General features: G+C 39.0%; 15 protein-coding genes. 10 read left to right on the forward strand and 5 right to left on the reverse strand.

Translation table 11 applies throughout. The annotated features are described in order from the left end of the window. Nucleotides 1-29: 29 nt before the first annotated feature. Complete coding sequence (gene trmB / locus INQ00_RS04705) at nucleotides 30-776, reverse strand: tRNA (guanosine(46)-N7)-methyltransferase TrmB (RefSeq protein ID WP_197547446.1); 747 nt, start codon at nucleotides 774-776, stop codon at nucleotides 30-32. Nucleotides 777-889: 113 nt separating this feature from the next. Between trmB and priA the strand changes: the two genes are divergently transcribed. The 5 genes from priA to acrB all read left to right on the forward strand — a co-directional run bounded on the left by priA (nucleotide 890) and on the right by acrB (nucleotide 9142). Then, complete coding sequence (gene priA / locus INQ00_RS04710) at nucleotides 890-3079, forward strand: primosomal protein N' (protein ID WP_197547447.1); 2190 nt, start codon at nucleotides 890-892, stop codon at nucleotides 3077-3079. A gap of 93 nt (nucleotides 3080-3172) precedes the next feature. Then, nucleotides 3173-4063, forward strand: a complete 891-nt coding sequence (ftsN, locus tag INQ00_RS04715; RefSeq protein WP_197547448.1) for a cell division protein FtsN — start codon at nucleotides 3173-3175, stop codon at nucleotides 4061-4063. A 155-nt stretch (nucleotides 4064-4218) separates the two neighbouring features. Beyond that, complete coding sequence (locus INQ00_RS04720) at nucleotides 4219-4797, forward strand: TetR/AcrR family transcriptional regulator (RefSeq protein ID WP_197547449.1); 579 nt, start codon at nucleotides 4219-4221, stop codon at nucleotides 4795-4797. A gap of 30 nt (nucleotides 4798-4827) precedes the next feature. Next, nucleotides 4828-6024 (forward strand): multidrug efflux RND transporter periplasmic adaptor subunit AcrA, encoded by a 1197-nt coding sequence (gene acrA, locus INQ00_RS04725; protein WP_005699788.1) that lies wholly within the window; start codon nucleotides 4828-4830, stop codon nucleotides 6022-6024. 13 nt (nucleotides 6025-6037) lie between these two features. Next, nucleotides 6038-9142 carry a multidrug efflux RND transporter permease subunit AcrB gene (gene acrB / locus INQ00_RS04730; protein ID WP_197547450.1) on the forward strand — a complete coding sequence of 1035 codons (3105 nt, stop codon included), beginning with the start codon at nucleotides 6038-6040 and terminating at the stop codon, nucleotides 9140-9142. A 129-nt stretch (nucleotides 9143-9271) separates the two neighbouring features. Here the strand turns inward: acrB and INQ00_RS04735 are convergent, their stop codons facing one another. Beyond that, entirely contained in the window at nucleotides 9272-10054 is a 783-nt protein-coding gene (locus INQ00_RS04735; protein WP_197547451.1) for a M48 family metallopeptidase, read from the reverse strand. Nucleotides 10055-10179: 125 nt separating this feature from the next. Between INQ00_RS04735 and mtr the strand changes: the two genes are divergently transcribed. From mtr to tsf, 4 genes are all read left to right on the forward strand, one after another. Next, nucleotides 10180-11436, forward strand: a complete 1257-nt coding sequence (mtr, locus tag INQ00_RS04740) for a tryptophan permease (protein ID WP_197547452.1) — start codon at nucleotides 10180-10182, stop codon at nucleotides 11434-11436. Nucleotides 11437-11501: 65 nt separating this feature from the next. Further along, a complete protein-coding gene (locus tag INQ00_RS04745; protein WP_197547453.1) occupies nucleotides 11502-12275 on the forward strand; it encodes a class I SAM-dependent methyltransferase in 774 nt (257 codons plus the stop codon). A 169-nt stretch (nucleotides 12276-12444) separates the two neighbouring features. Next, entirely contained in the window at nucleotides 12445-13167 is a 723-nt protein-coding gene (gene rpsB, locus INQ00_RS04750) for a 30S ribosomal protein S2 (RefSeq protein ID WP_005698638.1), read from the forward strand. Between the two features lie 133 nt (nucleotides 13168-13300). After that, nucleotides 13301-14152: a translation elongation factor Ts gene (tsf, locus tag INQ00_RS04755; protein ID WP_197547454.1), complete on the forward strand. Its 852-nt coding sequence runs from the start codon at nucleotides 13301-13303 to the stop codon at nucleotides 14150-14152. 74 nt (nucleotides 14153-14226) lie between these two features. Here tsf and INQ00_RS04760 read toward each other — a convergent pair whose 3' ends face one another. Continuing rightward, the gene (locus tag INQ00_RS04760) at nucleotides 14227-15786 is read right to left on the reverse strand and encodes a phosphoethanolamine transferase (protein ID WP_197547455.1); all 1560 of its coding nucleotides are present in this window, start codon (nucleotides 15784-15786) and stop codon (nucleotides 14227-14229) included. Between the two features lie 124 nt (nucleotides 15787-15910). On the opposite strand from INQ00_RS04760, the gene pyrH reads away from it, so the two are divergent. Next, nucleotides 15911-16624: a UMP kinase gene (gene pyrH, locus INQ00_RS04765; RefSeq protein ID WP_014064835.1), complete on the forward strand. Its 714-nt coding sequence runs from the start codon at nucleotides 15911-15913 to the stop codon at nucleotides 16622-16624. Between the two features lie 57 nt (nucleotides 16625-16681). Here pyrH and INQ00_RS04770 read toward each other — a convergent pair whose 3' ends face one another. Together INQ00_RS04770 and INQ00_RS04775 are read right to left on the reverse strand one after the other, a co-directional pair. Further along, nucleotides 16682-17563 (reverse strand): DUF4189 domain-containing protein, encoded by an 882-nt coding sequence (locus tag INQ00_RS04770; protein ID WP_197547456.1) that lies wholly within the window; start codon nucleotides 17561-17563, stop codon nucleotides 16682-16684. A 73-nt stretch (nucleotides 17564-17636) separates the two neighbouring features. Continuing rightward, nucleotides 17637-18464: a DUF4189 domain-containing protein gene (locus INQ00_RS04775; RefSeq protein WP_230845713.1), complete on the reverse strand. Its 828-nt coding sequence runs from the start codon at nucleotides 18462-18464 to the stop codon at nucleotides 17637-17639. Nucleotides 18465-18561: the final 97 nt, after the last annotated feature.

The following is an 18561-nucleotide window of genomic DNA, read 5'->3' on the forward strand; positions in this document are numbered from 1 at the left end:
GTAATGGGGTATCGTCATCATCTCTATGATTATTTTTTCTTAAAGTATAAATCCCACACACCGTGACCTAAGCGATGACCACGCGCCTCGAATTTTGTAAGAGGGCGGAAATCAGGACGTGGAATATAATCTTGTTCGGCAGTATTGACTAAATTTTCATTGGCTGAAAGCACTTCGAGCATTTGTTCCGCATAGTTTTCCCAGTCAGTTGCCATATGAATAAAGCCATTTGGTTGTAATTTTTGCACGACTTGCTCTACAAAGTGCGGTTGAACAATACGGCGTTTATGATGTTTTGTTTTATGCCAAGGGTCTGGGAAGAAAAGCTGTAAACCGCCCAATTCGCCGTCTTTCACACAATCACGTAAAATTTCAGTGGCATCATGGCAAATCACGCGAAGGTTTTTCACGCCTTTTTCTACCGCATAAGCAATACAGGCACCCACACCAGGCGTGTGCACTTCAATACCGAGATAATTTTTATCAGGATTCGCTTCAGCCATATCCACTAAAGATTTCCCCATCCCGAAGCCAATTTCTAATATAACGGGATTCGTATTGCTATAAATCGCGGCAAAATCAAAAGGGGCATTTTGATAATCTAATCCAAGATCAGCCCAGTGATCATTCATCATATTTTTTTGAAAATCACTTAAGCGACCTGTCCGCAACACAAAGCTACGAACTTTACGTTTATAACGACCATCTTCTGTAAATTCAGCCGTTTCAACGGTTTTACGTTTTTGATCAGCAAAGGTTTTTTGCTCTTCTGTCATGGTTTTTATTCGCTCAATTAAAATTGGCGGCGATTATACACTAAAAGGCAAGGTTGTGGGATTTTTCCACCTAATTCCCGTATAATAGCGAAAATTTTTAATTGTTTTTTGTTATGAATATTGTCCGAGTTGCATTAGCCGTACCGCTCCCCCGATTTTTTGATTATCTCTATTCACCTGACTTGACACCAATCGTTGGTGGACGAGTGTTGGTACCTTTTGGTTCGCAAAAACGAGTAGGGATCGTGGTGGATTTGCCCGCTTCTTCGGATGTAGCAAAAGAAAAGTTAAAACCGATTATTGATGTGCTTGATGCTGAATCACTTTTTAATTCCACAACTTGGGATTGGTTAGCTTGGTCGGCTAATTATTATCGTGCAGCATTAGGCGATGTGTTGTTTCAAGCATTGCCAGTCAAACTTCGTAATGGAGAAAGTGCGGTTAAAAATGACCGCACTTTTTGGCATATAACAGAGCTTGGAAAACAAGCGTTTGAATCAGGCGAATTAAAACGTGCCAAAAAACAAATTGAAGCCTTAAATTTATTGCTAACGCAAGATCTAGAAAAAGGTAATAATGAGATCAGTTCCGCAATTTGGTCAGCCCTTAAAAGCAAAGATTATGTGGGAGAGATTATTGTGCCTACTGAACAAAAAAGTTGGCAGCAAGCTTTAGGGGATAATCCTTTAGTTAATCTTGATAACCGATTGACCTTAAACAAGCAACAAGCCCTTGCATTTAGCCAGTTGCTTTTCCAAGAAGGCTTTAATGTGTGGTTGTTAGAGGGCGTGACTGGTTCAGGTAAAACTGAAATTTACCTGCAATACATTGAAGAAGTCTTAAAGAAAGGCAAACAGGTTTTAGTGCTTGTTCCTGAAATTGGGCTTACCCCTCAGACCGTGAGACGGTTCCAAGCTCGCTTTAATGTAGAAATTGATGTATTGCATTCCAACTTGAATGATACACAGCGCTTAAATGTCTGGGAGCGTGCAAGAACAGGACAGAGTGCAATCGTGATTGGTACGAGATCGGCGCTTTTCACCCAGTTTTCAGATCTTGGCTTAATCATTTTAGATGAAGAACATGACGGCTCGTTTAAACAGCAAGATGGTTGGCGTTATCATGCGAGAGATTTAGGTATTGTTTTAGCGCAAAAACTCAATATTCCTATTTTGTTAGGTTCTGCGACCCCAAGTTTGGAAAGTGTGAATAACGTACAAAATGGCAAATACCATCATTTGGTACTATCAAAAAGGGCTGGAAATGCGACCGCACTTCGTCAATTTGTGATTGATTTAAAACATCAACGAATTCAAAACGGCTTATCCGAGCCGCTATTGAAACGTATGCAAGAACACTTAGAAAAAGGCAATCAAGTATTGTTATTCCTTAATCGACGTGGATTTGCGCCTGTGTTGTTATGTCATGAATGTGGCTGGATTGATGAATGTCATCATTGCGAAAAACCTTATACTTATCACCAACATCAGCGTGTTTTACGCTGCCATCATTGTGGCGCACAAAAAACAGTGCCGATGCAATGTGGTCATTGTGGTTCAACGCATTTAGTCACAACGGGGTTAGGCACTGAACAACTGGAGGAAACCTTAAAAGTACGTTTCCCACAATATAATATTGCTCGTATCGATCGTGATAGCACAGCACGAAAAGGCAAGCTTGAAGGTTATTTAGAGGATATTCAGCAAGGTAAAAGTCAGATTTTAATTGGCACCCAAATGTTAGCCAAAGGACACCATTTTCCGAATGTCACTTTGGTTGCTTTAGTGAATGTAGATAATGCCTTGTTTTCCCTTGATTTCAGAGCCGAAGAACGTTTAGCGCAGCTTTATGTGCAAGTGGCAGGGCGCTCAGGCAGAGCCGAAAAACAGGGTGAAGTGGTTTTGCAGACTCATTATCCGGATCATCCGTTATTAACTACCTTGCTTGAAAAGGGTTATCAAGCCTTTGCAGAAGAAACCTTGAAGCTACGCCATAATATGGGCTTGCCTCCGTTTAGTTTCCAGGCATTGTTTAAAGCACAAAGTCGTCATTCTGAAGAGGCGGAAAATGCATTGTCGCAATTAGCCTCTTTCTTCTATGAACAAAAAATAGAAGGCTTGCAAGTGTTGGGGCCGATTCCCGCACCGTTCAGCAAAAAAGCGGGGCAATATCGTTGGCAGTTGCTATTACAGCACGCTTCTCGGAAACAATTACAGGCGGCATTAAGTCGATATTCGCCAGAGCTGATAAAGTCTTCTCAAGTGCGGTTGATTTTAGACGTGGATCCATTGGATTTGAGTTAGCAAAAATTACCTAGAAAAATGCACAGTTTTTCAGTAGAATTAGGCGTTTTTTATACTCTAAGTTTAATTTATCGAATATTTTAGGATTTTATCGTGGCTCATCGAGATTTTGCCGGTCGAAGCGGCTCAAAAAATAATAAAAAGAAAGCAAAGAAAAGTTTTAATCGCAATACCTTAATTGTTCTTGCGTTGGTGGCGGTATTAGGTTTTGGGTTAGGACTTTACTTCTTAAAAAGTAAAACACCAGCACCTGTAGTGACGACAAATGTTCAGCCGGAAAAACCGCAACCGAAAAGTGTGTTACCAAATCGCCCAGAAGAGGTGTGGCACTATATTAAAGAATTAGAAACTCGTACGGTGCCGGTGGATAATAATCCTTCTTCAGTTGAAAAAAATATGCGTTTGACGGAAGAACAGCGTCAAGTGCTTATTCAAATGGAAAAAGAACAAAAAGCGGCAGAAGAAGCGAAAAAATTAGAAGCTCAACGTAAAGAGCAAGAAGCGGCGAATGCGGAAAAAGCCGCGGCTCAAGCACAGCAAGCTCAACCAGCACAGACAGTGCAAGCTCAGCCAACACAGCCACAGCAAACAGCAAAAACGGAAGTGAAAAAGCCTGAGCCAGTTAAAAAAACAGAGCCAGTTAAAAAGCCTGAACCTCCGAAAAAAGTAGAAGTAGTGAAGGCGGAACCAGCTAAAACGGAACCTGCTAAAACTGAGCAACCGAAAAAAGCAGAACCGAAACCTGCTGAACAGCAAGTACAGGCTGGCGGCAAAAAATTTGGTTTACAATGTGGTGCATTTAAAAATCGTGCGCAAGCAGAAAGCTTACAAGGTCGTCTAGCGATGGCTGGCGTAAATGCACAAATTGCGACAAGTGAAGAATGGAACCGCGTACGTGTAGGACCATTTGGTAGCCGAGATGCAGCAACAGCAGCACAAGATAAAGCAAAATCAGTAGCGAGTTGCGTTGTGATTGGAATGTAATAAGAATTTAAAAGTGCGGTTAAAAATAACCGCACTTTTTTTATATTTTCACTTGCCAAAAAATGAAAAATCAATAAAATGAACGTTCATTCATTTTTGATATTCATCTTAAATGACCTTTCTCATATATAACCCTAAGAATTTAATTTTTTATTATGCGACAAGTAAAAGCCTCTAAAACGAAGCTTGATGTCAGTGAGCAGATCTTTGATGCAACAGATCGTCTTATGGCAAAAGAAGGATTACATTATCTTTCTATGCATAAGTTAGCCAAGGAAGCAGGCATCGCAGTAGGTACGATTTATCTTTATTTTAAGAGTAAAGACGAGCTATTAGCACAATTTGCTCGTCAAGTATTCAATAAGTTTGTTGTGGCGATTGAAGAAGATTTTGATGAAAGCCAATCTTTTTTCGAGCAATACAGAAAAATGTGGTGGAATATTTGGCATTTTCTTCAAGAAAATCCAACGATTCTGTTAAACATGAATCAATATCGATCTTTACCAGAGTTTATTGAAACCTGCAAAGAAATGGAGCATTCGTGTTGGGAACAGTTTTGTCTCAAGGGACAAGCCGCAAATGTGTTAGCTGATTTAGATCCTCACATGTTATTTTTGCTGAGTCTTAAAACGGCAATAGTTTTAGCCTCAGATATCAAGTTTCTCGGTACGGCAGTAACCGATGCGATGTTAGAATCTGTCATTGAACGCTCTTGGCGTGCAATTCAGAAGTAGTAATTTTATTGTCTTAATGGAGTTTTCCAAATGAGTATAACTCAAACTAATAGACCAAAGCGTTCACACGTTTTCTTTTTGAAATTAGCGTTAGGCGTATTTGTGTTAATTTTTGCAGCAATGATTTTTCTTAATCAAATGAAGGCAAAAGGCATTGCTGATTTCTTGGCAAATAAACCAGAAACAGCCTCTCCTGTGACTGCAATGACAGTTAAGGCTTCAGAATGGACGCCAATCATTGAAACGACAGGTCTTGTTCGTCCAAATCAAGGGGCGATGTTAAGCGCTCAAAGTGCAGGAACGGTGTCTAAAGTGCTCGTACAAAATGGTCAGAGCGTGAAAAAAGGGGATTTGTTAGTTGAGTTAGATAGCTCAGTTGAGCGTGCAAGCTTACAAGCCGCACAAGCTCAGGTGGTGTCATTACGTCAAACTTATCAACGTTATGCAAACCTTGCGGGCAGCGGGGCTGTTTCTCGTCAAGAATTAGATAATGCAAAAGCAGCTTATGAAGCACAAGCGGCAAATATTGAGTCATTAAAAGCGGCGATTGAACGTCGCCAAATCGTGGCACCATTTGATGGTAAAGCCGGTATCGTGAAAGTGAATGCTGGTCAGTACGTTTCAAACGGTACTGAAATTGTGCGTGTGGAAGATCGTTCTTCTATGAAAGTGGATTTTGCGATTGCTCAAAACCTATTAGATAAATTGCATATTGGTCAAAAAGTAACGGCTACGGCAGATGCGCGTAAAGGTGAAACTTTTGCCGCGAAGGTTACAGCAATTGAGCCAGCAATTAATTCTTCAACGGGTTTAGTCGATGTTCAAGCAACGTTTGAACCAGAAGATGGAGCAAAATTATTATCCGGTATGTTTACTCGCTTAAATGTTGCTTTACCAACTGAGCATAATCAAATCGTTGTGCCACAAGTGGCAGTGAGCTACAACATGTATGGCGAATCGCTTTATATTTTGACCGCACTTTCCGATGAAGATATTGAGAAATTAGGCGGAGCAGAAAAAGCGGCGAATATGTACCGTGCAAAATCAATCACTGTATTTACGAAAGATCGTCAAGGTATTTATGCACAATTAAAAGGCGATGAAGTTAAAGTCGGCGATAAAATTGTGACCGGCGGTCAGCAAAACTTAAGTAACGGTGCATTAGTCTCTGTTGCAGATAAAGCGGGCGTAGGTACTGAACAACCTGCGAATAAAACGAATCTTTAATTAGGAAAAGCGAATGAAATTTACCGATATATTTATTCGTCGTCCTGTTTTGGCGGTTTCGATTAGCTTGTTAATCATTATTTTAGGATTACAAGCGATCTCGAAATTGGCTGTGCGCGAATATCCGAAAATGACCACGACGGTGATTACGGTGACCACTGCATATCCAGGGGCGGATGCGAACTTAATTCAAGCGTTTGTTACTTCCAAAATTGAAGAGGCGGTAGCGCAAGCAGATAATGTGGACTATATGTCTTCAAGCTCTAGCCCAAGTACGTCAAAGGTCACCGTAAAAATGAAATTAAATACGGATCCGAATGCGGCCTTGGCAGATGTTTTAGCTAAAGTTAACTCAGTTCGTTCTGAATTACCAAGTGGTATTGAAGATCCAACGATTTCTTCATCAACCGGTGGTTCGGGGATTATGTATATTAGTTTCCGTTCTAACAAACTCGATGCAAGCCAAGTAACAGACTATATTCAACGTGTAGTAAAACCACAATTCTTTACCGTAGAAGGGGTGGCAAGTGTAGATATTTTTGGCGCATCAGAGTACGCTCTTCGTGTTTGGTTAGACCCAGAAAAAATGGCGGCTCAAAACCTTTCTGCCACACAAGTGATGTCCGCATTATCAGCGAATAACGTTCAAACAGCAGCAGGTAATGATAATGGCTATTTTGTAACCTATAAAAACAAAGTAGAAACCACGACAAAATCGGTTGAAGAATTAGGTAACTTAATTGTGACGTCTAACGGTGATAAGTTAGTACGTTTACGCGATATCGCTGATATTGAGTTAAATAAATCAAGCGATAGCTCACGTGCGGTAGCCAATGGCGCAGATTCTGTTGTATTAGCGATTAACCCAACCTCGTCAGCAAACCCATTAACGGTAGCTGCGAAAGTACGTCCGCTATATGACAGTATTAAAAATAATCTACCGGATGCTATTGAATCTGACATCTTATATGACCGTACAATTGCGATTAATAACTCAATTAATGAAGTAATCAAAACGATTGTTGAGGCAACGATAATCGTGTTGGTGGTGATTACCATGTTTATTGGTTCATTCCGTGCGATTTTAATCCCGGTTATCACCATTCCGATTTCATTAATCGGGGTAATTATGTTGCTTCAATCATTTGATTTCTCTATTAACTTGATGACTTTGCTGGCATTGGTTCTAGCCATTGGTTTGGTGGTGGATGATGCGATTGTGGTATTGGAAAACGTAGACCGCCACATTAAGTTAGGTGAAACACCATTCCGTGCGGCGATTATTGGTACGCGTGAAATTGCCGTTCCGGTTATTTCCATGACTATAGCCTTGATTGCGGTATATTCTCCAATGGCGTTAATGGGCGGTATTACGGGTACGTTGTTTAAAGAGTTTGCTTTAACCCTTGCTGGAGCAGTATTTATTTCCGGTATCGTGGCATTAACACTTTCACCAATGATGACCAGTAAGTTACTGAAATCGAATGCGGAGCCAAGTAAATTAGAGCAACGAGTGGAGCATACACTAAGCAAAGTAAATGCAGCTTATGCGTATGTCCTTGATTTGGTGATGGTTAATCGTAAATGTATGTTGATGTTTGCGGCGATTATCTTTGCGACCTTACCGGTATTGTTTAAATCACTTTCAAGTGAATTAACCCCACCAGAAGATAAAGGGGCATTTTTGGCGATTGGTTCCGCACCGTCTAACGTAAACATAGATTACGTGCAAAATGCGATGACACCTTATCAAGAGATTTTAACCAATACGCCAGAAGTACAGTTTGCGATGACGATTTCAGGGGCACCAAGCTCTAACCAATCTTTAAACGTTGTAACTTTAAAAGATTGGAAAGAACGCTCAAAAAGCCAAACAGCTATCATGAATGAGCTGAATGAAAAAGCGAAATCTATTCCTGAAGTGTCTGTACAAGGCTTTGCGTTCCCAGAAATTAATACAGGGGAGCAAGGTCCTCCAATTGGTTTTGTGATCAGCACATCACAAGACTACGGTGATTTAGCAAATGTGGCGGGTAAATTCTTAGAGGATATGCAAAAATCCAGCAAGTTCGTTTATACCAATCTCGATCTTAAATTTGATACTGCTCAAATGCGTATTAAGATCGATCGTGAAAAAGCAGGAACTTATGGCATTACAATGCAACAAATCAGCCGTACGTTAGGCAGCTTCTTATCTGCCGCAACCATTGAACGTGTGGCTATTGATGGTCGAGCTTACAAAATTATTTCCCAAGTAAAACGTGACAATCGTTTATCTCCGGAAAGTTTTAATAAGTATTACATCACCGCAGCAAATGGTACCTCTGTTCCATTAAGCAGCTTGGTGACGGCTACATTGGAACCACAACCAAGTACATTGCCTCGTTTCAGTCAGTTAAACTCTGCGGTGATTAGTGCTGTACCGATGCCTGGGACTTCAATTGGTGATGCAATCCAATGGTTGCAAGACAATGCGAAAAATACCTTACCGCAAGGTTATAACTATGACTTTAAAAGTGAAGCGCGTCAGTTAGTACAAGAAGGTAATGCACTTGCTGTGACTTTCTTACTCGCGGTGGTGATTATTTTCTTAGTCTTGGCGATTCAGTTTGAATCAATTCGCGATCCAATCGTGATTATGATTTCCGTACCGTTAGCCGTGAGTGGCGCATTGTTAGCCTTAAATGCCTTCGGATTTTTTGGTATTGCAGGCACAACGCTAAATATCTACTCACAGGTTGGTTTGATTACCTTAGTTGGACTGATCACAAAACACGGTATTTTGATGTGTGAAGTAGCGAAAGAAGAGCAGTTAAATCATGGTAAAACGCGTATTGAAGCGATTACCGAAGCGGCTAAAGTACGTTTACGTCCAATTCTGATGACAACCGCTGCGATGATTGCAGGTCTTGTACCGTTGCTTTATGCAACAGGTGCGGGTGCGGTATCTCGTTTTAGTATTGGTATTGTTATCGTGGCAGGTTTGGCTATCGGTACATTGTTTACCTTATTCGTGTTGCCAGTGATTTATTCATATATTGCAAGCGAACACAAACCGTTACCAGTGTTTGATGAAAATGTAAAACCAATCGAAGGTCACATTAACGAACAACATTAATTGAAAATACGATAAAAACAAACCGCACGTTGATTTTTCAAGTGCGGTTTTCTTTTAGATATAAAAAAAGCGAACATGATGTTCGCTTTTTATTTTATGAAAGTGCGGTCAATTTTTTGATGGTTTTATTTAGCCATTTTTATTTTTAGCGGCTTTGTAAAGTTCCATTGCTTCTGGTAATAAGCGTTGTAAGTTTTCTTGACGGGACTCATCACTCGGGTGAGTAGAAGCTAACACATCAAGTGCCCCTTTGGAACCACCAGAGGCTTTTGCCATTTTTTGCCATAAACCTGGTGCAACTTCAGGATTGTAACCTGAGCGAGCCATTAACATAAGACCAACTTCATCCGCTTCAGTTTCTGCGCTACGAGAGTAAGGTTTATCTAAAGCAAAGTCTTTGGTTAAACCTACTGCTAATTCACTTGCACTTGAACCGATAACAGTAGAAAGGGCGGCATGACCTAAACTTGCTGCAATATTAGTAGCCATACCAAAATTCACTTTCGCTTTACCGTGTTCTTTTAAAGCGTGTGCCATTTCGTGACCCATTACAACAGCAATTTCATTATCGTTTAACTGTAAGGTATCCACTAAACCTGTGTAGAATGCCATTTTACCGCCTGGCATTGCCCAAGCATTCAGTTCTTTTGATTTAATGACATTGATTTGCCAGTTAAATTGTTGTCCAGTTTCATTCGCTTGGTCTGCATAAGGCACCATTTTATTAAACACTGCATGAACACGTTTTGCAGTTTTTGATGAAGTATCAATTACACCATGTGCACGCATATTACCCATTTCTTGGGTATAGCTACTTGCAGCTTGTTGATTGATAGAGGCAGAGTCAGCACACGAAGTTAATACAACACCCGCTAACGCAGCAAAAGCAAAGCTTTTAAGTTGTTTTTTCATAATTAAGTCCTTTTCGGTCAAAATATCGATATTATATAAATTTCTTTATTGTTGTCGATATAAAAAGATTGCCTTTTGATTTTGTACTATTATAATAGTGCAAAATTATATTCTAGGACTTTACTATGACAATAAAAAAATCTCCTTCTTTATTAGGCGGCGCCATGATTATTGCAGGTACTGCGATTGGTGCAGGTATGCTTGCAAACCCAACTTCAACGGCTGGCGTATGGTTTATCGGCTCTATTCTGGCTTTGGTTTACACTTGGTTCTGTATGACCACATCAGGTTTGATGATCTTAGAAGCCAACTTACATTATCCTACCGGCTCAAGCTTTGACACCATCGTAAAAGATTTGTTGGGTAAAGGTTGGAATATTATCAATGGCCTTTCAGTGGCTTTCGTGTTGTATATTTTAACTTATGCTTATATCACCTCTGGCGGTGGTATTACACAAAACTTGCTTAACCAAGCTTTTGGTTCTGCTGAAAGTGCGGTCGATATTGGACGTACTTCTGGATCCTTAATTTTCTGTTTTATTCTTGCGGCTTTCGTATGGCTTTCCACTAAAGCCGTAGATCGTTTCACCACTGTATTGATTGTTGGGATGGTAGTCGCTTTCTTCCTTTCTACCGCAGGTTTATTGAGCTCTGTAAAAACAGAAGTGTTATTCAATACTGTTGCAGAAGGCGAGCAAACCTATTTACCTTATTTATTGACCGCACTTCCTGTTTGCTTAGTGTCTTTCGGTTTCCACGGAAATGTGCCAAGCCTCGTAAAATATTACGATCGTGATGGTAGTCGTGTAATGAAATCGATCTTTATTGGTACAGGCTTAGCCTTAGTGATTTACATCTTATGGCAGCTTGCAGTGCAAGGTAATTTACCTCGTACAGAATTTGCACCCGTAATTGAAAAAGGCGGCGATGTATCGGCATTATTAGAAGCATTACACAAATATATTGAAGTGGAATACATTGCGGTTGTATTGAATTTCTTTGCTTATATGGCTATTGCAACCTCATTCTTAGGGGTGACTTTAGGTTTATTTGATTATATTGCCGATTTATTTAAATTTGATGATAGCGTATTAGGCAGAACAAAAACCACATTGGTAACATTCTTACCTCCACTATTGTTAAGTTTACAATTCCCTTATGGTTTCGTGATTGCCATTGGTTATGCTGGATTAGCTGCAACAATTTGGGCTGCAATCGTGCCAGCACTGCTTGCTAAAGCCAGTCGCCAAAAATTCCCAAATGCGACTTATAAAGTGTATGGCGGTAATTTTATGATTGGTTTTGTGATCTTATTCGGTGTGTTAAATATTGTGGCACAAGTAGGCGCAAACTTAGGATGGTTTGCAAGTTTCGCAGGATAAGTTTTCGCGTTAATATTGTAGGGGCGTATCGAATACGCCCTTTTTAATTTTACATAGGAAACGAGATGAGTAACCAAACGAGCGTTTATGATAAAGAAAACTTCTTTGCGCTTTATCAAAAACTTCGATCTAACCCAATCAGTCTCAATGAAATAGTGGAAAAGCCGACTATGCTTTCCCTGTTACCTGATTTACAAGGAAAAAAATTGCTCGATCTAGGTTGTGGAACGGGCGGGCATTTGCAACTCTATTTAGAACGCAATGCGGAGAGAGTAGTAGGAACAGATCTTTCAGCTAAAATGCTAGAACAAGCTGAACAAGATCTGCAAAAGTGCGGTCAATTTTCTGGACGTTTTTCGTTATATCAGTTACCGATGGAAAAATTAACGGAATTGCCAGAAAGTGATTTTGATGTCATTATCAGCTCTTTTGCTTTTCATTATATTGAGGATTTTTCCGCTTTATTAGCGATGATAGCCAATAAGCTTAAGCCTAACGGCACATTAGTTTTTTCCCAAGAGCATCCGATTACAACTTGCCATAAAGAAGGGGAACGCTGGGAAAAAAATGAGCAAAAACAGCAAGTCGCTTATCGTTTAAATCATTACCGTGATGAAGGGTTAAGAGAGCGAAATTGGTTTCAACAACCTTTTAAAACCTATCACCGCACGACGGCAACGATTATTAATGATTTAATTGCTGCAGGTTTTCAAATTGAACAAATGGCTGAACCCATGTTAGCCGAGCAGCCACAATGGCATGATGAATTTAAAGATTTGCGGCATCGTCCCCCTTTATTGTTTATTAAAGCAAGAAAAGTAATAAATTTGACAAAATAAACTAGTTTTTGACCGCACTTTATGGTATAAATCGCACCGCTGTTTTTGGGTTTCAAAAGCAGCGTTTTTAATTATTAACAACACACACATATCATTAAGGCTTAATCGGGGTGCCAAACGGTCGATTAGCTGATATGTGGAGGCTCAACCCCAACAAAAGGAAAATATTATGGCACAAGTTTCAATGCGCGACATGATCAACGCGGGCGTACACTTCGGACACCAAACTCGTTACTGGAATCCACAAATGAAACCTTTCATTTTTGGTGCTCGTAACGGTGTTCATATCATCAACTTAGAAAAAACTTTACCTTTATTCAACGAAGCTTTAGCGGAATTAACCCGTATTGCTAGCAACAACGGTAAAGTATTATTTGTTGGTACTAAACGCGCTGCTCAAGAAGCAGTACAAGCTGCAGCATTAGACTGTCAACAATATTATGTAAACCACCGTTGGTTAGGTGGTATGTTGACTAACTGGAAAACCGTTCGTCAATCAATTAAACGTTTAAAAGATTTAGAAACTCAATCTCAAGACGGTACTTTTGACAAATTAACCAAAAAAGAAGCGTTAATGCGTACCCGTGAGATGGAAAAACTTGAATTAAGCCTTGGCGGTATCAAAGATATGGGCGGCTTACCAGATGCGTTATTCGTTATCGGTGCAGACCACGAACATATCGCTGTTAAAGAAGCAAACAACCTAGGTATTCCTGTGTTTGCTATCGTTGATACTAACTCAACTCCAGCTGGCGTAGATTTCGTTATCCCTGGTAACGATGATGCGACTCGTGCTATCCAACTTTACGTTTCTGCAGCTGCAGCGGCGGTTAAAGAAGGTCGTGGTAACGAAGCTCAAGTTGCTGAAGAATTAGCAGCTGACGCAGAATAATTTAAGTTTTGCAATAAGGCGAAGCCCTTAATAATCAAACGATTAATTGGCATAGGGGCTAAAATTTAGCCCCTATATTTTTATCTAAAAGTGCGGTCAAAATAAATCGCATTTTCGACAGAGGATTTTTAAAATGGCTGAAATCACAGCATCATTAGTAAAAGAACTTCGTGAACGTACCGGTGCCGGTATGATGGAATGTAAAAAAGCATTAGTTGAAGCAAACGGTGATATCGAGTTAGCAATCGACAACATGCGTAAATCTGGTCAAGCTAAAGCAGCTAAAAAAGCAGGCCGTGTTGCAGCTGAAGGTGTTATCCTTGCTCGTGTAGAAAATGGTTTCGGTGTATTAGTTGAAATGAACTGTGAAACTGACTTCGTAGCAAAAGATGCTGGTTTCTTAGGTTTAGCAAACGAAGTAGCTGATTTCGCAGCAGCAAACAAAGGTACTACTATCGAAGCATTACAAGCACAATTTGAAGAAAAACGTGCTGCATTAGTGGCTAAAATCGGTGAGAACATGAACATCCGTCGTGTTGCTTACTTAGAGGGTCAAGTGATTGCTCAATACTTACACGGTGCGAAAATCGGTGTGTTAGTTGCGGGTGAAGGTTCTGTTGATGAACTTAAAAAAGTGGCAATGCACGTTGCTGCATCTAAACCTGAATTCGTGAATCCAGAAGATGTATCTGCTGAAGTGGTTGAACACGAACGTCAAATCCAAATCGACATCGCAATCAACTCTGGTAAACCAAAAGAAATCGCAGAGAAAATGGTTGAAGGTCGTATGAAGAAATTCACTGGTGAAGTTTCATTAACAGGTCAACCATTCGTAATGGATCCTTCTGTATCTGTAGGTGACTTCTTAAAATCAGTAAACACTTCAGTGTCTAACTTCATCCGTTTAGAAGTGGGTGAAGGTATCGAGAAAAAAGAAGAAGATTTCGCAGCTGAAGTTGCAAAAATCACTGGCGGTAACGCTTAATTTTCTCTATTGAGATATAAAAAAGCCGATATTGAATATCGGCTTTTTTGTTGTCTTAAATTTAAGATATTTCCCTATTTATTTGGACGAATATCAATGGCAGGGTCTGCATCTTTACGGTATTTCTCTTCAATCAGTTTTTTCAGCCCATAATCGTCTTTATCAGCTTGTTCAGAGAATAAATCTTCCTCTAATGTGAGCTTAGGATTTTTAATCCCTATCCAATTAGCGATGCCTTCTAAGAAATTCAAACCAGATTTAAAGGCTTTGTATTCTTTACGTGCCGTATCATCAGATGAAATTTTAAAGAGCGGAATATTATGATGTAATTGGCTGTGACAGTTTTGATTAAACAAGGTTACACCATGTTTATCATCTTCCTGATGGCACAAACCATGATCTGAAAAATAAATCATCGAGAAAGTGCGGTGCGTTTTTTGCTCGTTTTCTTTGAGGGTTTCATACACTTTCTTAATAAAATCATCGGTTTTCTTAATGGATGAAATATAGCAATTCAAGTACTCGTTCTTTTTCTCAATGTCATTATCATTGAAAATTTTCGGATAATCTTCAACACGATCGCAAGCAAGAGGATGTGAACCATAAATGTGTAACACAATAAAGCGTTTACCTTGTGTTGGATCTTCTAAAACTTGGGCAAATTTAGGAATTAAATCAAAATCGCTGTAGTTTGTCGAATTAAAACTCCCGCCTTTTTTCAGGAAAATGGTTTCATCAGATTTTGATGCAAGCGAAGCAACTGGCGTGTCATATTCACCTAAGAAACCTTGATTAGAAAGCCAGTAGGTTTTTAGACCAGCAGATTTAATGAGATCCACTAAGCTTAAATCATAGTTTGGCTCCCATTTTTCTTTGTCTGGTAAAGTCAGCATCAAGCGTAATGAGGCCACTGTGTTTGAGCCAGCAGATGTCATCCCATCAATGAGAGTACCATTTGTTGATGACATAAATGGTGTGTCATTAACAGGATAGCCATAAGCATGTAAGTAATCTTTTCGCGCACTTTCTCCCAAAATAATCACATAATCTTGATATTTGGAATTATCCAAAGTAGATTGTCCCCAGCTACTTTCCTGTGACATTTTTTTCAATTTTTGCCATTCATCAACGATTTTAACAGTGGAATCAATCGTTTCTTTTAATGGCGCAGCAATCGGCAAGTTATAACCAATTAACAGGGTAGCCAAAGCGATAAATGTTTTATTGCGATAAAATTTGACGCCAAATTTGACCGCACTTTTGTAATGTAAAAAGACTAATAGTGGAATAGCCAATGCGGCTAAATAGCTACTTACTGGAATTTGTAATAGAAACTCTTTAGTTTCCAACATATCTGTCGCAAGAACAGAAGCAATATATTGATAGCTTGGTGCACCGAAATTTAAGCCTGTCGGCGTATAAAATGCGTGTAAGCAAACTAATGGCAATAAAATAAAATAGAATGATTTTCGGCTGCTGCTTAACAAAATAATGAAAAGAGCAGCGAGTAAAATTAAACTAATAGATGGCTCCGGAAACATCCCCGAGCCTCGTAAAATCAGGTAACCCGCAAGAATGGCACAAGCCAAAGAAAAAAGTGCGGTTAAAATTTGTGAGGTTTTTGATATCTTCATAAAGTTTGCCTATAAAATCAAAAGTGCACCATTTTATCGCACTTTTCTGACCAATTTCCATTTTTAACTTTTTCACTCTTTTGCTAGAATAAGCCAATTTTTGTAACCGACAAAGGAAAAAACAATGAGCCAACCAATTTACAAACGAATCTTATTGAAATTAAGTGGTGAAGCATTACAAGGTGATGAGGGCTTCGGTATCGATCCTTCTATCCTCGATCGTATGGCTTTAGAGATTAAAGAATTAATTGAAATGGGCGTGGAAGTTGGTGTTGTGCTCGGCGGTGGTAACTTATTCCGTGGCGCAAAATTAGCTAAAGCAGGGATGAATCGTGTTGTGGGCGACCATATGGGGATGCTTGCAACCGTGATGAATGGTTTGGCAATGCGTGATGCACTTCACCGTGCTGATGTGAATGCGAAATTAATGTCTGCGTTCCAATTAAATGGTATTTGCGATACGTATAACTGGTCTGAAGCGATTAAGATGCTACGTGAAAAACGCGTGGTGATTTTCTCAGCCGGTACGGGTAGCCCATTCTTTACAACAGACTCAGCAGCCTGTTTACGTGGTATTGAAATTGAAGCAGATATCGTGTTAAAAGCGACTAAAGTAGATGGCGTATATAACTGTGATCCTGCTAAAAATCCTGATGCCGTGTTATATCGTAATTTATCTTATGCAGAAGTAATTGAAAAAGAATTACAAGTAATGGATTTGGCAGCATTCACACTCGCTCGTGACCACGGTATGCCAATTCGTGTATTTAATATGTGCAAACCAGGTGCATTGCGCCAAGTGGTGCTAGGTACAGAAGAAGGCACAACGATTTGTTAATTTGATAAAGTAAAAAAATGAAAAACGGTAGAAATGATTTCTACCGTTTTTTGTTAATTAAAATAAGTTCTTTTCCCCAGCATTAAAAATGTCATCTTGACCATTTTTGTCTGGTTTGGCTAATTGTGGTTTATCAAAGAAGCATTGTTTATCTTGTTCATAATCGCATGGCGTAGAACATACAGGATAAATATTTGATACTTGGCAATTTGAAGCACCATCTTCTTTGCAATTTGCTAAGGCATCATCTTTGGAACGCTGACCAAGAATCCCTAATCCGAAATAAGATGTCGGTCCATTTTTCTCTGCATGTGCGACACTTAAACAAGCATTACTAAATCCAAATAGAAATTCGCAACGTTCACCACTTTCTTTTTCACACTGACTAATGGCTTCTTTTTTGGCATTTGCTAAATTTGAAGCAGGAACATCATTCCCCCATATTCCTTGTTTTTTATTTCCTTGTCTTACTGCAACTGCAGACCAAGTACGAGGTTTTAATTCTAGTTTGCTTGTATCGTAATATCCATTACATTTGAATTCTTTATCAATATCACCAAACCCAGTTTCAGCGCGATGAGATTTAATTTTGCCATTCATATCGGTAAAGACATAAGTCCATTTATGGTTACCTGTAAAGACTTTTTCTTTCTTGGTATAAATGGTTGTGCCATAAGCATGATGGCCACGCCCTACTTCATATTCTAAAACATTGTAAAGCGGTCTAGCAAAACCATAAATTAAGAAAGTATCCTTTTCACTTGAACATTGCTTAATATCATCTGGATAAAGCCCTTTGCTTTCCATAAATTCATTAACATCTTTTCCTGACCAATAAAGTGTTGTACCAAGATGAACATAAGTCGAGCAACTGCTTAAGAATCCGCAAATAGAGGTAAAAAACGCGAGCTTTAATAATGGTTTTATTGAATATTTCATATGAGACTCTTTATGTCGAATTTTTTAGTGAAAATATAATCGCTTACCTTAACGATAAGCGGTTTGTTTTATATTATGGTTTAATCCATTTTGGTTCAGGTAAGATACATCCCGTCTCATGCTCCATGTCACAAGCTGTTGCACAGAGTCCCTCAACGACAATTTTGCAATCTTTTCCTCCTTTAGACTTACATTGCTCAATGACATCTTTATTTGCTTGTTCTTTATTCCAACCAAAGCCAAAAATATCAAAATAAGTACCATTGCGAGCACCAATTCCACTTGATAAACAAATATTGCTATAAGAAGCCATTACTTTACAGTTTTTGTTACCTTCATCTTTACATTGTTCTAGCGCATCTTTTTCTGCTGCTTTTTGAGTGGAATGTGCTTTATTAGAAGCCCAGACCATTTTATTGTTATCTGCTGAATTAACTATACTCATCCATAAACTTTCTCGAGTTAATATAGAGGTAAGTTCTTTGTCATCTGTTTGCCCAAGTGCACGACAATTAAATTCTTTATCTAAGTCTCCAAATCCTGTTGCAGCACGATAAGAGGTAATGTTACCGCTTAAGTCTGTAAAGGCATAAGTCCAATAATTACCAGTAAAAACATTTTCTCTTTGAGTGTAAATAGTTGTACCAAAAGCATTATAAGATCGGCCAACTTCTCGATCAAAAATTTGATACATAGGTTTTGCAAAACTATAGATAAAAAATGCTTTATCTTTTTCTTTACAAATTTTTGTTTCATTAACTGCTAACTCTTTATCTTCTATAAATTCCTTAATATTTTTACCTTTCCAATATAAACTTGAAAAAGGATTAACATAAGTGGAACAACTTGATAACCACGCTGAAGCGCAAACTATAGCAGCAATACGGAATACGTTTTTCATGTTATAAATCATACTAAAATCCTCTGTTATTAATTGAGCGCAAAGATACTATCAAATCATACTTTAAGCAATAGAAACTTATATTCAAAATAAAAGA

Source organism: Haemophilus parainfluenzae, from assembly GCF_014931275.1.
Classification (GTDB): Bacteria; Pseudomonadota; Gammaproteobacteria; order Enterobacterales; family Pasteurellaceae; genus Haemophilus_D.